This window comes from uncultured Tateyamaria sp. (assembly GCF_947494755.1).
GTDB lineage: Bacteria > Pseudomonadota > Alphaproteobacteria > Rhodobacterales > Rhodobacteraceae > Tateyamaria.
The window spans coordinates 155,101-170,846 of the sequence record NZ_CANLVZ010000001.1 but is presented as its reverse complement, the minus strand read 5'-3'; the positions used below and the strand labels follow the sequence as shown (position 1 = coordinate 170,846).

Sequence of the window (15,746 nt, the reverse complement as noted above, 5' to 3'; positions counted from 1 at the left end):
TGTAGTGTCAGGCAAATTTTACGGATGTTCGGAATATGGATTGGGACAAGCTCAGAATTTTTCACGCGGTTGCGGACGCGGGCAGCCTGACCCATGCGGGCGACAAGCTGAACCTCAGCCAGTCGGCCGTGTCACGTCAGATCCGCGGGCTTGAGGAATCGCTGAACGCGACGCTGTTTCACCGGCACGCACGCGGGCTGATCCTGACCGAACAGGGTGAGCTGCTGTTTGACGCGACCACGGCCATGAACAAGCGGCTCGACACCGCCAGCGCGCGCATTCGCGACAGCGAAGAGGAAGTGTTTGGCGATCTGCGTGTGACCACCACCATCGGGTTCGGCACGCTGTGGCTGGCCCCCCGGCTGGCGAAACTCTACGCCCAATACCCCGACCTGCGCGTTGATCTGATGCTGGAGGAACGGGTGCTGGACCTGCCGATGCGCGAGGCCGACGTGGCCATACGCATGAAAGAGCCAAGTCAGGCCGACTTGGTCCGCAAGAAACTGATGACCGTCAAAATGCAGCTTTTTGCGACACAAAATTATCTCGATGCCAACGGGGTGCCCGAAGATCTGGAAGACCTGCGCGATCATCGCCTGATCTGCCAAAGCGTGAAGGCCGCGCAGGTCGGGGCAAGTTCTTCTTTGGTGCAACATTTGCTGACCTATGAGGTGCGCAGCCTGTTGACGGTGAACAACTACTTCGGGGTGCTTCAGGCCGTGTTGCAGGACCTGGGCCTTGGGATTTTGCCGGACTACGTGGCCCTGAACGACGCGCGACTCGTGCAGGTGCTGCCGGATATCGAGTCTGCTGATGTGCCCGTTTTTCTGGCATATCCAGAAGAATTACGGCAATCCAAGCGGATCGCCGCCTTCCGCGACTTTGTGCAGGACGAGCTGGTAGCCTACCGTAAGATGTTGAGGGAAAAAGAAAACGCCTGAGCTATGCAAATGGTGCATGCCGGACATGTCATGTGAAGTTCACAAAGTGCCTTGATTGGGGGCATTGGCGGGCCTAACTCGATCCGTGAAGAGACATGGCGCTTCGGCGCGATCTTCATACCTCCCTGTTGGACTTGGCCGAGCTTAGCGCTCGGCCTTTTTTTTGCGCGTTTGTCGAAATGCTCGCGCCTTCCCCTTGCGTCACGCCGCCCAGAAACGCACGCTATGCCCACAAGACGCAAACAGCGCGCGGGGGACACATGACCATTAAATATGCACTCATGGGGCCCCTGTGCCTGATCCTGGCGACGCTGGTGCTTGCGGCGGCACCTGCCCACGCACAATCTTTGTTCTCGACCACCTCGCACGCGGCGGACAGCGCAACCCCGGCCCTGCCCGACCCGCTGACCGAAGAGGCCGCCAATGCGCTGATCTCGCGATTGTCGGACGCACAGGTGCGCGGTCTGCTGCTGGATCAGCTGAACGCGCAAGCGGTTGAGGAAGGGGCCGACGACGCGGATGTGAACGACTTTTTCTATCACGCCACCACAGGTGCCGTGGCGACGATCACAGAGGCGATCAAGCGGGTGCCCTTGATGTTCAGCAGTCAGGCCCGCGCCTTTTCGAACTTTGGGAATTTTCTAGGTGTGGACGGCTTGCTGCGCCTGCTCGGGTTCTTTGCCCTTGCAACCTTTGGCGGGCTCGCGGTCGAGTTGGCGTTTCGCCGCATTGTGCGCAAATGGCTGGTGCTGCCGCCGGTTGCCCCTGCCGATCAGACCCTGCGCCAGAAACTGGGGGCGTTGGGTGCACGCCTGACGGGCAATATCGTGGCAGTGGGCGTTTTTATCGTCGCCGCCTACCTGATCACCGTCTACGTGGTGCCGCAGTTCTATCATCCGTTCATCATGCTTGTCGGTCCATTCCTGATCGGTTTGCCACGTATGGCGATGGCCTTTGTCCGCTTTCTGATGGCGCCGGACAATCCGACCTACCGGATCGTGTATACGGATGATCAAACCGCCAAGGCGATGGTGTTTCACAACTTCTGGCTGGTGTTCCTGATCGGGCTCAGTTTCGTTCTGTTGCCGTTCAATGCAGCCAACGGGGTGCCGATGGGGGAAACCCGGCTTGGGTTCTGGCTGAACTTTGCGGTGCACGCCTATCTGGTCTTTGTGATCTGGCGCTATCGCGAAGGACTGGTCACGATGATGCGTGGGGCAGACGCCGACGTCAGTCCCATCGAAGAGCAGATCGCGCGGATTTACCCCATTTTCGCGATCGTGGTGTCGATCGGCACGTGGTGGGTGGTCAATATCGTGGTGAGCTACGGCAACTTCGAGCTGCTGGCCAATGCGCCCCACTACAAGACCATGTTCCTGCTGTTTTTCGCCCCCGCGATGGACACGACGATCCGCGCCATCGTGCGACACGCGGCCCCGCCCATGACCGGCGAGGGGCCTATCGCCGAACGCGCCCACTATGCGGCCAAACGGTCCTATATCCGGGTGGGCCGCGTGGTGGTCTTTGGCATCGTTCTGATCCTGATCGGGCGGTTCTGGGGGATGACGCCGGGCAGTCTGGCCTCGGCCGGTGTGGGCGAACGGCTGGCCGCCAATGTGCTTGAGTTCCTGATGATCATCTCGATCGGCTACGTCATCTATGAACTCGTCTCGCTTTACATCAACCGCAAGTTGGCAGCCGAGCAAACCTCGGCAGGCTATGACCCCGACACCGAGGACACCGGCGATGGCGGCGGCGCGGGCGGCTCGCGTCTGTCCACGGTTTTGCCGTTGATCCTTGGGGTGTCGCAGGCCGCCATCGTCGTGCTGTTCATTCTGTTGGCGCTAAGCAATATCGGCGTGGACACCACACCCCTGCTGGCCGGTGCCGGTATCGTCGGCCTCGCCATCGGCTTTGGCGCACAGAAACTGGTAACGGATGTGGTGTCTGGCATCTTCTTTCTGGTCGATGACGCCTTCCGCACCGGTGAATATGTCGAGGTTGATGGTACCATGGGCACGGTCGAGAAAATCTCGATCCGCTCCATGCAGTTGCGCCACCATAAGGGGCCCGTTCACACCCTGCCCTATGGCGAAATCCCCAAAATCACGAACTTTTCGCGTGACTGGGTGATCATGAAACTGCGCTTTACCGTGCCTTTTGGCACCGACCCCGAAAAGGTGCGCAAGCTGTTCAAGAAGATTGGCCAGGAAATGATGGCGCTCGATCAGTTCAAGGACGACTTCCTGCAACCGTTCAAAAGCCAGGGCGTGTTCGAGTTTGACGATGTGGGCATCGTGATCCGGGGCAAGTTCATGGCCAAGCCCGGCACTCAGTTTGTGCTGCGCAAGGAAATCTACAATCGTGTGAACAAAGCGTTTGAGGAAAACGGCCTTGAGTTCGCCCGCCGCGAGGTCCGTGTCGCCCTGCCGGGTCTGGAAGACGGTCACAAATTGACCGAGGACGAGACAAAGACGGTCGCCGCTGCGGCCACACAAGCGGCCCAGGAGATGGCCGCAGACCGGGCGAAACCCGAAAAACCCGGGGACTGAAATACGCTTTCGACTGCGACTCTCGTTAACTATAACGGGGCCTGAAAGTTGCAGATATTTTCTACCTTTTTTCCCTCTTTTTCGTGGAACGATAAGGGCTTGGGTCCGTTGTGTCGCCGAAGTCATAGAAACGAAAAGGAGACAAACATGACTATTCGCAAAACTGCCCTGATCGCATCGACAGCCATCGCATTGGCCGCGACACCTCTGCTGGCCAGCACCGAGACCTACACATTCGACCCCGCCAAATCGCTGGCCGGTTCGGCTGACATGGTCACCGTGATCGAGCAGACCGTGGGCGATCAGGTCATCAGCGAAGATGGCACTCTGATCGGCACCATCGAGACCTTTGAGGTCAACGACGAAGGCCGCGCCTATGTGATGGTGGATCTGGAAGCGGATCTGCTGTTTGAAGGCGACACGATGGAGCTGACCATCGCTCCCGCCGACGTGGCCGTGTTTGACGGTGCGATCGTGTTGGCCGCGACACAGGAAGAACTTTACCAGGCGCGTGGTGCCACAGGTGGTTCCGTGAAGGTCGACTTTCCAGAGTCCTAAGACCGCATTGAAGTTTTCAGGGATGTGATCTCTGGACCGGGCGGGTCACCCCAAATCGGGGTGGCCCGCTTTCTTGTGGTAATAACCGCGATCCACACGGCATCTTGGCGGGCTTCTGCACAAAGGTTGACCCTATGTCATCCGGCGCGCCGCATCCCCCGTATCCTTCACATCAGCCCCCGGAGGACGCCATGCCAGCCTTGAAATCTTTTGCCACATCTGTCGCCATCAGCCTCGCGCTTTCCCTTGCCGCCGCCGAGGCGCAAGCAGAGCTTAGCCCTGCTGAGGTGCAGGCGATCAACGGCAAAAGTGGTTTGCGCGTGCTGTCCTCGGATGGCGTCGTTGTCGGAACTTCGAACGGAATCAATATCGACAAGGAGCGGACGCGGATGTTCCTGCGCTCAAGCGGTGGGCGCGTGTTTTTTCCCAGTGGCGGCAAAGAGATCATCATCACCGTCCTAACCAACCAGCTGACCCTGCGCGGCAATGATCTGGTGCTGGACGCGGACAAGCAGCGCCTACGCAACAAGGCCAAGAAGTCCTTTACCGACGACAGTTCCCCGATTGAGGTCATTCTGCTGAGCCCGCGCTGACATACGCAACGCGCTTGATCACCGAACCAACACCGGTCTGATCCTCCCACACCGTAACACGCGCGTGCCCTCTTCCCCCTCGGCGTCACCTGCTCTAAAGAGCGCCCAACGCCGCCGGGGGACAGACCATGCAAGAACCACAGATCACCGATGACCTGATCGCGAGCCACGGCCTCAGCCCGGATGAATATGCCCGCATCCTCGAAATCATGGGCCGCACGCCGACCTTCACCGAACTCGGCATCTTCTCGGCAATGTGGAACGAGCACTGTTCGTACAAGTCCTCAAAACTGCACCTCAAAAAGCTGCCAACCACCGGTCCGCAGGTCATCTGCGGCCCCGGTGAGAACGCAGGCGTTGTGGATATCGGCGACGGCCAAGCCGTTGTTTTCAAGATGGAAAGCCACAACCACCCCTCCTATATCGAACCCTATCAGGGCGCCGCGACTGGCGTGGGTGGCATCCTGCGTGACGTCTTCACCATGGGTGCGCGCCCCATCGCTGCGATGAATGCACTGTCCTTCGGGATGCCCGATCACCCCAAGACCCGCCAGCTTGTGCACGGTGTCGTCGAAGGTGTCGGCGGCTACGGCAACGCCTTCGGTGTGCCATGTGTGGGGGGCGAGGTCCGTTTCGATCCGGCTTACAACGGCAACTGCCTTGTGAACGCTTTCGCCGCCGGGCTCGCGGATGCGGACAAGATTTTCTATTCCGCCGCCTCCGGTGTGGGCATGCCCGTTGTCTATCTGGGGGCCAAGACAGGCCGGGATGGCGTGGGCGGGGCCACCATGGCCTCGGCCGAGTTCGACGACACCATCGAGGAAAAGCGGCCTACCGTGCAGGTCGGCGACCCCTTCACGGAAAAGCGGCTTATGGAAGCCACGCTGGAGTTGATGCGAACCGGTGCGGTGATCTCCATTCAGGACATGGGGGCCGCGGGCCTCACCTGTTCCGCCGTGGAAATGGGCGACAAGGGCGGGCTCGGGGTGCGGCTGAACCTCGACGCCGTGCCGGTCCGCGAAACGGCGATGACGGCCTATGAGATGATGCTGTCGGAGTCCCAAGAACGGATGCTGATGGTCCTTAAGCCCGAGTTGGAGGCCGAAGCCAAGGCCGTGTTCGACAAATGGGACCTTGATTTCGCCATCGTTGGCGAAACCATCGCCGAGGATCGGTTCATCATCGAGCATGGCGGCGAGGTGAAGGCCGATCTGCCGCTGTCCAAACTCTCGTCCGAAGCGCCGGAATACGACCGCCCGTGGGTGCCAACCCCTGCCGCAGAGCCGCTTGGCGATGTGCCGGCGGTCGATCCGATCGACGGGCTGCGCGCGCTGATTTCCAGCCCGAATTATGCCGCCAAACAGTGGGTGTACGAGCAATACGACACCATGGTCATGGCCAACAGCGCCCGCACGCCGGGCATGGGCGCGGGCATCGTACGCGTCCACGGCACGGAAAAATCGCTCGCTTTTACGTCAGATGTGACCCCGCGCTATGTCAAAGCGAACCCTGTGATGGGCGGCAAGCAGGCGGTGGCCGAGGCCTATCGCAACCTCACCGCTGTGGGCGCAAAGCCCCTCGCGACCACCGACAATCTCAATTTCGGCAATCCCGAAAAGCCGGAGATCATGGGCCAATTCGTTGGCGCGCTCGACGGGATCGGACAGGCTTGCGCGGCGCTCGATATGCCGATCGTGTCGGGCAATGTGTCGCTCTACAACGAAACCGACGGGGTGGGTATCCTGCCGACCCCCACCATCGGGGCGGTCGGGCTCTTGGCCTCGGATGATGAGATGATCGGCTGCGATGTACGCGACGGGCATGTGGCGCTGATGATCGGGGAATGCGGCGGACATTTGGGTCAATCCGCACTGCTCGCCGAAGTGTTCGGGCGCGCCGAAGGGGACGCGCCTGCGGTGGATCTCGACCTCGAAAAGCGCCACGGCGATTTCATCCGCGACAACCGCGCGTTCATCACAGCCTGTACCGATCTGTCGGATGGGGGCCTTGCGCTGGCCGCATTCGAATTGGCCGAGGCGGCGGGCGTGGGCATCTGGCTTGATAGCAGCGACATGGGCACGCTGTTTGGCGAGGATCAGGGCCGCTATTTGGTGGCATGCAATTTCGATAAGGCCGAGGCGCTGATGATCGCGGCGGGGCGCGCGGACGTGCCGATCAAGTCGGTGGGCAAGTTCACCTCCGATAGCGTATGGTTCGGCCAATCCGGGGCGCAATTGGCCGAATTGAGCGCGATCTATCGCAGTAGCTTTGGCGAGACCTTCGCCTAAAAGGGTTGGTGGGCGGGCGCTTTTTGGCGCACGCCAAAACAGTCCCGGTCCCGGCCCGTCAGGACGCTACCTGACGCAACAGGCGATCCCGGTCGCCCACGTCGTCGCGTTTCGAGATCACGGCGGCCAACTCTTCCAGTGAGGCTATCGAGTGGCCCGCGCGGAAACTGTCCACATGTGGCAGCATCGCCGCAATACCGCGCGCCTTCGGAGCGAATTCGTCCCATCGCAACAAAGGATTGATCCAGATCAGGCGGCGGGAAGAAAGGTGCAGCCGCTCCATCTGTTTGGCCAAGGCGTCCGGGTCGTCCCGATCCAACCCATCGGTGATCAAAAGAACAACAGCCCCCTGCCCCATGACGCGCCGCGACCAGTCGCGATTGAAGGTCTCAAGACACACCCCGATCCGCGTGCCGCCTTCCCAATCCTGTGCCTCGGCCCCTGCGGCCTTGAGGGCAGCGTCCACGTCGCGCTGATCGAGGTGGCGCGAGATGTTGGTCAGCCGCGTGCCGAAGGTGAAAGCATGCACACGCGCCCATCCCGCACCCTTGGCATTGCTCACGGCATGCAAAAAATGCAGGACGGCGCGGGAATACTGGCTCATCGAACCGGAAATGTCGCACAGCACCACCAAATTTGGATAGCGCGCGCGCGGCGTTTTCCACTTGAGATCATGGAGTTCTCCGCCCTGTCGCATGGCCGCGCGCAAGGTGCGGGCGCTGTCGATGCGCCCCATGCCCGCCGCCTTGCTGCGCCGCGTCGGGACCGGGTCCACCGGCAGGCGCATCCTTGCCAGCATCGCCTTGGCCTGCGCCATTTCCGCCGTGCTCATCTGTTCGAAATCGAGCGTCTTCAGCTTTTCCTCGGCAGACATGGTCAGCGAGGCGTCGACCTCGATCTCGGTCCCGTCTTCCTGTTCGGGCTCATCGACATCGAGGGCCCCTGCCCCGTCCAGCAACGCCTCGGCAGCGCGTTTTTCGGCGGCGTGCGCGCCGCGATCTTCCTGGACGCCGCGCACTGCAGGCAACATCGCCGCCATCATGTGTTCAAGGTATCGCGGATCGCGCCAGTAGAGCCGGAATATCTGGGCAAAAACCGTGCGCTGTTCGGGCTTTGAGACAAAGCAGGCGTGCAGTGTCCAGTAGAAATCCCGTTTTTGCGTAAACCCCGCCGCCTCCACTGCGCGGATCGCGTCGATGATCCGACCCGGGCCAATGGGGATGCCCGCGCGGCGCAGGGCGCGCGCGAAATGAGTGATGTTGCCTGCAAGTTTCGGCTCGTCCGGGAGATTGAGTGGGGCGTATTCAGGCATCAGGGCGGTCCAAATGCGCGCAAATCCGATCCGCTGCGGCATGCACAGACATGTCCGTCACATCAATGACAACCGCGTCGTCAGGAAGAAATAACCGGTCTCGCCTGCGCAGAGCCTTCAGCAGATCGACATCTGTTAACTTATGTCCGCCCGACCGCGCAGGATCTGAAAGCCGGCGTTGGTTTTCCTCGACAGTCAGATCCAACACGAACGCCCGCAGCGGTGCATTTCGATCTTTGGCAAGCTGCAGCGTTGGCTGGAACAACGGTCCGGCCGCCGGTTCATCGGCCAATGCGTCCGTCAGAACAATGGGCACGTCTTCAGGCAAGCGCCGCGCATGGGCCAGAACAAGCGACCGCACCTCTTCGCGCATTGCAATGCTCTCGGGCGTATTGCGCGCATAGATGGCCCGCGACGCGTCGAGCATGATGTGGTTATGGATCAGTCGCCCATTCAATCGCTCGGCCACGATCCGGCCAATGGTCTTTTTGCCCGCGCCCGGCCAGCCGCCAATGTGGATCACAGGTGCACATGTCATCGCGTCAGGCCGGTTCCAGGCTGGCTTTTGCCTCGTCCAGCAGCCGTTTGGCCTCGGAGCCCTGCAGTTTCTGGATGTCGTCCTGGTATTTCAGGATCGCGCCAAGCGTGTCGGCAATCACCTCGGGGCTAAGCGTGATCACGTCAAGCGCCAGCAGGCATTTGGCCCAGTCGATGGTTTCGGCCACCCCCGGTTTCTTGAACAGATCCTCGGTGCGCAGGCGCTGGACGAAGGCGACAACTTCCTTGCTGAGTGTCTCGGCGGCCTCGGGGGCTTGTGCGGTCAGGATTTCGAGTTCCCGGTCGAATGTGGGATAGTCCACCCAGTGATAGAGGCAGCGCCGTTTGAGCGCGTCATGCACCTCGCGCGTGCGGTTGGAGGTGAGGATCACGATGGGCGGCTCGGGCGCCTTAATCGTGCCGAGTTCTGGGATCGTCACCTGAAAATCGCTGAGCGCTTCGAGCAGGAAGGCCTCGAATGGCTCGTCCGTGCGGTCCAACTCGTCGATCAGCAGGACGGGCGCACCGTTTTTGTCTGGGCGCATCGCATCCAGCAGTGGCCGTTCGATCAGGTACTCGTCGCTAAACAGTTCCGTTTGCAGCGCCTTGCGGTCCGCGCCCCCTGCCGCCTCGGCTGTGCGGATGGCGACCATCTGGGCCGGAAAGTTCCACTCGTAAACGGCCGAGGACGCATCAAGCCCCTCATAGCATTGCAACCGGATCAGCCGCCGCCCAAGCCCCGCCGACAGCGCCTTGGCGATTTCGGTCTTGCCCACGCCCGCCTCACCCTCGAGAAACAGGGGCCGCCCGAGCGACAGGCTGAGGAACACAACTGTCCCGAGCGCGCGGTCACAGACATAGCCCTGATCGCCCAGCATTTCCTGGACGGCGTCGATGGTATCTGTGTGCGGCATGATGCTCCCCTTTGCGTGTCCAAACTGCACCGTGGGGGGGCTGCGTCAACCCCCTGTCGTTGACGGGATTCACCGCAACTGGCATGATGTTAAGATGATGAAAACGAGGTCCGAGGCATAACGCACCCGGACCCATGAGAGGCGGCGGGCCATGATCCCAATGACCGAGGCGGACTGCGCATGCGCGTGACAGCTGTGACCTGTGTGAAAAACGAGGGGCCGTTCCTGCTGGAATGGATTGCGTTCAATCAGTTGATCGGTGTGACGGACCATCTGTTTTACTCCAATGATTGCAGCGATGGGACGGATGATCTGCTGGATGCGCTGGCCGCACGGGGCATCTGCCAGCACCTCCCCAACCCCGCCGAGGGGCGGAATTACCAGATGGAGGCGCTGAAGGACGCGCGCCGTCAGGACATCGTGATGCAGGCCGATTGGGTCTGGATTGCGGATGTGGACGAGTTTTTGAACATCCATGTGGGCGATCACACGATCCCTGCCCTTGTCGAGGCTTGCGGCGATCCGCAGGCGATATCGATCAACTTTCAGTTCTTTGCCAATAACGGGATCGAGGCGTTCGAGGATGCCCCTGTGATCGGCCAGTTCACCCGATCCCATAACCCGGATCTGTGGTGCGGTGAGGCCGCGATTGAGGTCAAGTCACTGGTGCGCCACGACTTTCCTTTGAAATACTACGGCGCCCATCGCCCGTTTCAAAAGGGCAAAGAGCGGCCCGAGTGGACGGATGGGTCCGCGCGCCGCGTGCCGCACCGCTTTCTGGTGGCCGCTAACCCGCGCCGCATCCGCCGATTTCCGGCACATGGCGCGCGCGCCCATGCGACGTTGAACCATTATGCGCTGCGCAGCCTCGACAGCTATCTGGTCAAGAACGACCGGGGCGATGTGAACCGCGAAAACCGCGCCTTTGACGATACCTATTGGCGCGAGCGCAATGATCCCGCCTGGGAAGATACCAGCATCCAACGCTATCTGCCCGATCTGAACAAGGCGCTGGCGGAGCTGAAGAAATACAAGGATATCAAAGACCTGCATGATGCTTGCGTGACAGCACATATCGCCAAGCGGGACGAATTGCTGCAGCAGGACAGCTACCGCGAGATGCAGGCGCAGCTGCGCGCCGCCTCGACCCTGCCTCCGCAGGAAGAGGCGATGTTGATCTCTTTGGGTCTGATGGATCCGGCTGCATGACACTGAAGGTCGTCAATCTTGGCCTGCCCAAAACCGGGACTACCACATTGGCAAAGGCGTTGCGCCGTGGCGGTCTGCATGCAGCGGATCACAGGATATTGCCCCATCAGACCCCGGTCACCGACCTGCACGGCCAATTCGTCGCCGATCTGCTTTATCGCGGATATTACGAGACGGGCGATCCTGCCACTTACCTGCCCAGGTTCGAAGCGCTGAGCGAGATGAGCGTGCTGCAACATTCCCGCTCGCTCTGGCCGCAGATGGATCATGGGCTGATCGAGGCCATTCGCGTCCATCATCCCGGCGTCAAATTTCTGGCCTCCAACCGGGATAGCTTCAAGATCTCGCAATCCATGCTGGCCTGGTCCGATCTGGGTACGTCGCGCCTGCCCGCCACAAATGCGCCGGGCCTGCCCGCAGGCTATGGCGAGACGACTGCGCAGCGCGTCCAGTGGATCGAGGCGCATTACGCCCATCTGCGCGCACTGTTTCGCGACGATCCGGATTTCTTTGAATATGACGTGGCTGCCCCGGATGCCCGTGATCAGATCAGTGCGTTTCTGGGCTTTGACCTGCCCTGGTGGGGCAGGCTTAACGTGAACACACTTAGTGAGGTCGTGGGATGAAGATCCACCTGCACATCGGGCTTGAACAGGTGGGCGCGGACCGGCTGCAATCCGTCTTGGCGGCCAAACGCGATCAGTTGATCACCAAGGGCATCCTGTTCGCGCGCAGCCCCGGTAACAAGAACCACACGCGCCTCTATATGGCCGTCACCGACCCTGAGCATATCGACCCGCTACGCTACAATCGGGGCTATATCACGGGCGACAAACAGCAGGTGCTGCGCGAGGCGCTGATCGCTGATCTGACGAAGGAAGTGGCGCAGCACACCCCCGACCATCTGATCCTGTCTGCATCGCAACTGGGCGTTTCGCTGGCCTCGCGCTCTGAACTGGAACGGCTGCGCGACATGCTTGCGCCGCTGTCCTCTGATATTCGCGTTGTCGCGCACATTGATGAACCTGCCCACCTGCTGGCGCGCCACTATGGCGAGCAGATATTCGAAGGGCGCGGTACGTCACTCGATCAGGAACTTGCGCTTGTCGGGGCCGGTCGGTGGTGGGATGCAGCGCTGGCCGCAACGCCTGCCATCAACGCGCAGGCCGGGATTTTTGCCGAAAGCCAGGGAGCGGCGTTCTGGCTGGATTACACCGCACTTGAGGATCATTGGAACGCCGTGTTCGGGGACGGTGCGCTGACGTTTCGGGCCTATGATGCAGCGGCATTTGCAGCCGAAACCGTCACGGACGAAATTCGCGCCGCCTTTCAGATTGAAAGCGCCATCGGCAAGGCTGCGGCTGACGAACCGCCTGCCCCGATTTCCGCCGCATGGCTGGCCCGGGGGCGTCAGTTGAACGCGCTGATCCTGCGTGTGCTGGAGGGCGAGAAGCTGATCCTGCCGCGTCAGTTGTGGCGCTCATTCGTGCATGAAATTCAGGTGGACGGTGATCCGATTGATCCCGGCACCTTGTCGGCGATCTCTAAGGCGTTTGCAAAAGAAAACAAGGCGTTGACGGCCAAGCACGGACTGCCCAAATCGCTGTTCAAAGCCCCGTCTGCACAAGCCGCGTGGGTCGAGGCGGACCCGATCCGAGGATTTCGCGCCTCGCAATATTTGCTTGGGTTCATGTGGCGGATCAACAAGGCCACGCAGGAAGAACGCAAATCCAAGGCCGCTGATCTGGCCCGTGTCAATGCCAGCCCCTCGCCCGCGCGGGCCGAGGTTGCCCCCGACACCAAGACGGACGGGCTCAGCGACGGCGCGCGTGCGCTCATGCCTCCGCTCGCCGTGCAGAACTTTGAAAAGCTGCGCACATCGTCCTTTGCGCCGCACAATCGCCTCGGCGCGGTGAACGAAGAAGAGATGGCCGCGGCCTACACCCCAATCCCGCCCCGCGATCTGCCCAAAGGCTCGACCGGGAATGTCATCGTTGGCTGCATGAAAAACGAGGCCCCCTACATCATCGAATGGGTCGCCTATCACCGCGCGATGGGCGTCGATAACTTCCTGATCTACACCAACGGGTGCGAGGACGGGACGACCGAGATCCTCGACCGATTGCAACAGATGGGCGTCGTCCAGCATCGCAACAATGACGGCTGGAAGGGCAATTCACCCCAGCAATACGCGCTGAATCGGTCGCTCAAAGAGCCGCTGATCAAGAATGCCGACTGGATTATACACATCGACGTGGACGAGTTCATGAACGTGCGCACCGGCAACGGGACCTTGCAGGATTTCTTTGATGCGGTGCCGGATGCGACGAATGTTGCGATGACATGGCGGCTGTTCGGACATAACGGCGTTACCGATCTGGCGGACGACTTTGTGATCGACCAGTTTGATCACTGCGCCCCGAAATACTGCCCCAAACCGCACACGGTCTGGGGGTTCAAAACCATGTTCAAGAACATCGGGGCCTACGAAAAAATCAGTTGTCACCGCCCCAACAAACTTGTCCCCGAGAAAAAGGATAAAGTGCGATGGGTGAATGGTTCCGGCAAGGATATGACCAAAGAAGCGGCAGAAAACGGATGGAGAAGTTCGAAAAAGTCAATTGGTTATGATCTGCTGCAACTCAATCACTACGCGTTGCGCTCCGCCGAATCCTTTTTGATCAAGCGGCAGAGGGGCCGCGCCCTACACGTGGATCGCTCCATCGGGATCAACTACTGGATCCGCATGGATTGGTCCGATTTCCGCGACATCACAATCAAGCGCAACCTGCCCCGCCTGCACGCCGAGTTCGAAATCTTGATGGAAGACAAGGAACTGTGCGGCTGGCACGAAAAGGGCTTGCAATGGCACCGCGCCAAAGCCGACGAGTTGCACAAGAACCCCGAATTCAAAGAGCTGTATGAACAGGCCCTCAAGGTCAAATTGACGGAAACCGAACGCGTGGCCTATGCTTTGGCCCTCGACATGGAAAGTTGACATGGACGGCAGCGGCACAATCGATCCCGATGGGCATATCAAGGTGGGCGCGCTCAAGTTCCCCTTGGACCCAGACTATCTGACCCCGAAAATCCGCAAGAAATTGCGTTTGGGCCGCTACGATCAGGCCTTTCTGGCCGCGGCGCTTGAGGTGGTGCAGCCGGGCGACACGGTGCTGGAACTCGGCAGCGGGCTTGGGTTCGTGACCGGCATGATCGCCAAGCAGCGCGACGTCGCGATGATCCACGGCTATGACGGCAACGCGGCTGTTGTGCGCTATGCCGAGGCCATGCTTGCCACCAATGGCATTCAGAATGTCCAGCTGACGAATGCCGTTCTGGGTCCGCGCAAATCCACGGTTCCGTTTCTGCTACAGTCCTACGCGCCGCTGTCGTCGCTGTTACCCTTTGACGGGCGCGAGAGCACATCCGTGACCGTCGATATGATCAACGCCAAGGGCGCGGTGAAGGACATCAAGCCCACCGTGATCCTGTGCAATATCGAGGGGGGTGAGGCGGATGTGTTCAAAGGCGTACCGCTGCCAACTGTGCGGCACACCCTGATCAAGCTGAATCCGGATCGCATCGGGTCTGCTGGCATCGCGCGGGTGTTTGAGGCGATGGCCGCCGCCAACCTTGTCTATGACCCCTCCATCAGTGCCGGAAGCCTTGTTGGATTTGTGGCCAAGTGAGCCACCTGGCCATCCTGACCGTGCGCAACGAAGGCGCGTTTTTGCTGGAATGGCTTGCCCATCACCGGGCGGTTGGTTTTGACGATTTCCTTGTCTTTTCCAACGACTGCGATGATGGCAGCGACACGATGCTGGACCGGCTCGATGCCATGGGCTGGCTCAAACATGTGCGCAATGACGGCCCCTATGACAAGGGTGGCATCCAATTCACCGCCCTCAAACGCGCCGCCAAGATGGGCCGCGTCAAGCGTGCCGAATGGATCTTGCCGCTGGATGTGGACGAGTTCGTGAACGTCCACACCGGCGACGGAACCCTGTCCGCCCTGCACGCCGCCCTGCCGGATGCCACTGCAATCACCCTCACGTGGCGCCTGTTTGGCAATGATGATCAGGTGCGCTACGCCGATTCGCCGGTGACCGAGACATTCACCAAAGGGGCCCCCGATATCCTGAACTGGCCGTGGCGGGCGTCGATGTTCAAGACGCTGTACGCCAATGATGGTACCTACAGAAAACCGGGCGTTCACCGCCCACGCGACGCGGACGAGGCCAAGCTGGCCAATGCGCGCTGGTATGACAGCCATGGCCGCGCGCTGGACGATCAGTTCAAGACCCGCCGCATTTTTTCGAACTACGGACGGCCCAATTACGGGCTGGCGCAGATCAATCACTACCCCCTTGGCGCGATGGAAAGCTATGTGCTGAAAGCCGACCGGGGGCGCGCGGTGCATTCGGACGACATGTTGGGTTTGGACTATTGGGTCGAGCGGAATTTTTGTTCACAAACCGACACTTCCATCCGCCGTTATGACGCGGCGCGTGACGCGCATTTGGCCGAACTGCGCGGCGATAGCACCCTTGCGGCGCTGCACAACGGCGCGGTCGCCTGGCGCAAGGCGCGCTTTGAGATGCTAATGACCCAAGAGCCGTTTCGCGCGCTTTTTGGCCGATTGCTTATGACCCCGCCTACACGGCCTGTGCCTGCCAAGGCGGCACAGTTTATGATCCGCTTTGCCAACATGGCAAAAGCTGACCAAGACTGACCCGTCACCGCCCGACCGGCGCAATAGTCGCTCAAATTTTTCTTATTTCTGCCGTATTGGACGTCTAATCCCACCCCAAACCCGCTCAAAAACGCGGGAGATGAGGATGA

At 60.5% G+C, this 15,746-nt stretch carries 13 protein-coding genes; 10 read left to right on the top strand and 3 right to left on the bottom strand.

Annotation, left to right across the window (positions count from 1 at the left end):
- Nucleotides 1-35: 35 nt before the first annotated feature.
- From Q0908_RS00875 to purL, 5 genes are all read left to right on the top strand, one after another.
- The gene (locus Q0908_RS00875) at nt 36-941 is read left to right on the top strand and encodes a LysR family transcriptional regulator (protein ID WP_299280536.1); all 906 of its coding nucleotides are present in this window, start codon (nt 36-38) and stop codon (nt 939-941) included.
- A 260-nt stretch (nt 942-1,201) separates the two neighbouring features.
- The gene (locus Q0908_RS00870) at nt 1,202-3,493 is read left to right on the top strand and encodes a mechanosensitive ion channel family protein (RefSeq protein ID WP_299280534.1); all 2,292 of its coding nucleotides are present in this window, start codon (nt 1,202-1,204) and stop codon (nt 3,491-3,493) included.
- 147 nt (nt 3,494-3,640) lie between these two features.
- Entirely contained in the window at nt 3,641-4,051 is a 411-nt protein-coding gene (locus Q0908_RS00865) for a hypothetical protein (RefSeq protein WP_299280532.1), read from the top strand.
- A gap of 191 nt (nt 4,052-4,242) precedes the next feature.
- On the top strand, nt 4,243-4,644 hold the full coding sequence (locus Q0908_RS00860; RefSeq protein WP_299280530.1) for a hypothetical protein: 402 nt from the start codon (nt 4,243-4,245) through the stop codon (nt 4,642-4,644).
- A 128-nt stretch (nt 4,645-4,772) separates the two neighbouring features.
- Nucleotides 4,773-6,932, top strand: coding sequence for a phosphoribosylformylglycinamidine synthase subunit PurL (gene purL, locus Q0908_RS00855; RefSeq protein WP_299280527.1), 2,160 nt, complete (start codon nt 4,773-4,775; stop codon nt 6,930-6,932).
- Nucleotides 6,933-6,990: 58 nt separating this feature from the next.
- Here purL and Q0908_RS00850 read toward each other — a convergent pair whose 3' ends face one another.
- From Q0908_RS00850 to Q0908_RS00840, 3 genes are read right to left on the bottom strand one after another with little or no spacing between them, the layout of a single operon-like run.
- Nucleotides 6,991-8,244, bottom strand: coding sequence for a VWA domain-containing protein (locus Q0908_RS00850; protein WP_299280525.1), 1,254 nt, complete (start codon nt 8,242-8,244; stop codon nt 6,991-6,993).
- On the bottom strand, nt 8,237-8,782 hold the full coding sequence (locus Q0908_RS00845) for a hypothetical protein (protein ID WP_299280523.1): 546 nt from the start codon (nt 8,780-8,782) through the stop codon (nt 8,237-8,239). Before Q0908_RS00845 ends, Q0908_RS00850 begins: the two co-directional genes overlap by 8 nt.
- Nucleotides 8,783-8,786: 4 nt before the next feature.
- Nucleotides 8,787-9,695 (bottom strand): MoxR family ATPase, encoded by a 909-nt coding sequence (locus Q0908_RS00840; RefSeq protein ID WP_299280521.1) that lies wholly within the window; start codon nt 9,693-9,695, stop codon nt 8,787-8,789.
- A 180-nt stretch (nt 9,696-9,875) separates the two neighbouring features.
- Between Q0908_RS00840 and Q0908_RS00835 the strand changes: the two genes are divergently transcribed.
- From Q0908_RS00835 to Q0908_RS00815, 5 genes are read left to right on the top strand one after another with little or no spacing between them, the layout of a single operon-like run.
- Nucleotides 9,876-10,904 carry a glycosyltransferase family 2 protein gene (locus Q0908_RS00835; RefSeq protein WP_299280519.1) on the top strand — a complete coding sequence of 343 codons (1,029 nt, stop codon included), beginning with the start codon at nt 9,876-9,878 and terminating at the stop codon, nt 10,902-10,904.
- Nucleotides 10,901-11,530, top strand: a complete 630-nt coding sequence (locus tag Q0908_RS00830) for a hypothetical protein (RefSeq protein WP_299280517.1) — start codon at nt 10,901-10,903, stop codon at nt 11,528-11,530. Before Q0908_RS00835 ends, Q0908_RS00830 begins: the two co-directional genes overlap by 4 nt.
- Nucleotides 11,527-13,902 (top strand): glycosyltransferase family 2 protein, encoded by a 2,376-nt coding sequence (locus Q0908_RS00825; protein WP_299280515.1) that lies wholly within the window; start codon nt 11,527-11,529, stop codon nt 13,900-13,902. Before Q0908_RS00830 ends, Q0908_RS00825 begins: the two co-directional genes overlap by 4 nt.
- 1 nt (nt 13,903) lies before the next feature.
- Nucleotides 13,904-14,593, top strand: a complete 690-nt coding sequence (locus Q0908_RS00820; RefSeq protein WP_299280513.1) for a methyltransferase — start codon at nt 13,904-13,906, stop codon at nt 14,591-14,593.
- Nucleotides 14,590-15,636, top strand: coding sequence for a glycosyltransferase family 2 protein (locus tag Q0908_RS00815; RefSeq protein WP_299280511.1), 1,047 nt, complete (start codon nt 14,590-14,592; stop codon nt 15,634-15,636). Before Q0908_RS00820 ends, Q0908_RS00815 begins: the two co-directional genes overlap by 4 nt.
- Nucleotides 15,637-15,746 lie beyond the last annotated feature (110 nt).

Bases quoted from the DNA above. Each gene is read 5' to 3' on its own strand.
- Q0908_RS00870 (WP_299280534.1), top strand. From the start codon at position 1,202: ATGACCATTAAATATGCACTCATGGGGCCCCTGTGCCTGATCCTGGCG.
- Q0908_RS00825 (WP_299280515.1), top strand. From the start codon at position 11,527: ATGAAGATCCACCTGCACATCGGGCTTGAACAGGTGGGCGCGGACCGG.
- Q0908_RS00875 (WP_299280536.1), top strand. From the start codon at position 36: ATGGATTGGGACAAGCTCAGAATTTTTCACGCGGTTGCGGACGCGGGC.
- Q0908_RS00860 (WP_299280530.1), top strand. From the start codon at position 4,243: ATGCCAGCCTTGAAATCTTTTGCCACATCTGTCGCCATCAGCCTCGCG.
- purL (WP_299280527.1), top strand. From the start codon at position 4,773: ATGCAAGAACCACAGATCACCGATGACCTGATCGCGAGCCACGGCCTC.
- Q0908_RS00820 (WP_299280513.1), top strand. From the start codon at position 13,904: ATGGACGGCAGCGGCACAATCGATCCCGATGGGCATATCAAGGTGGGC.
- Q0908_RS00850 (WP_299280525.1), bottom strand. From the start codon at position 8,244: ATGCCTGAATACGCCCCACTCAATCTCCCGGACGAGCCGAAACTTGCA.
- Q0908_RS00830 (WP_299280517.1), top strand. From the start codon at position 10,901: ATGACACTGAAGGTCGTCAATCTTGGCCTGCCCAAAACCGGGACTACC.
- Q0908_RS00835 (WP_299280519.1), top strand. From the start codon at position 9,876: ATGCGCGTGACAGCTGTGACCTGTGTGAAAAACGAGGGGCCGTTCCTG.
- Q0908_RS00840 (WP_299280521.1), bottom strand. From the start codon at position 9,695: ATGCCGCACACAGATACCATCGACGCCGTCCAGGAAATGCTGGGCGAT.
- Q0908_RS00865 (WP_299280532.1), top strand. From the start codon at position 3,641: ATGACTATTCGCAAAACTGCCCTGATCGCATCGACAGCCATCGCATTG.
- Q0908_RS00845 (WP_299280523.1), bottom strand. From the start codon at position 8,782: ATGACATGTGCACCTGTGATCCACATTGGCGGCTGGCCGGGCGCGGGC.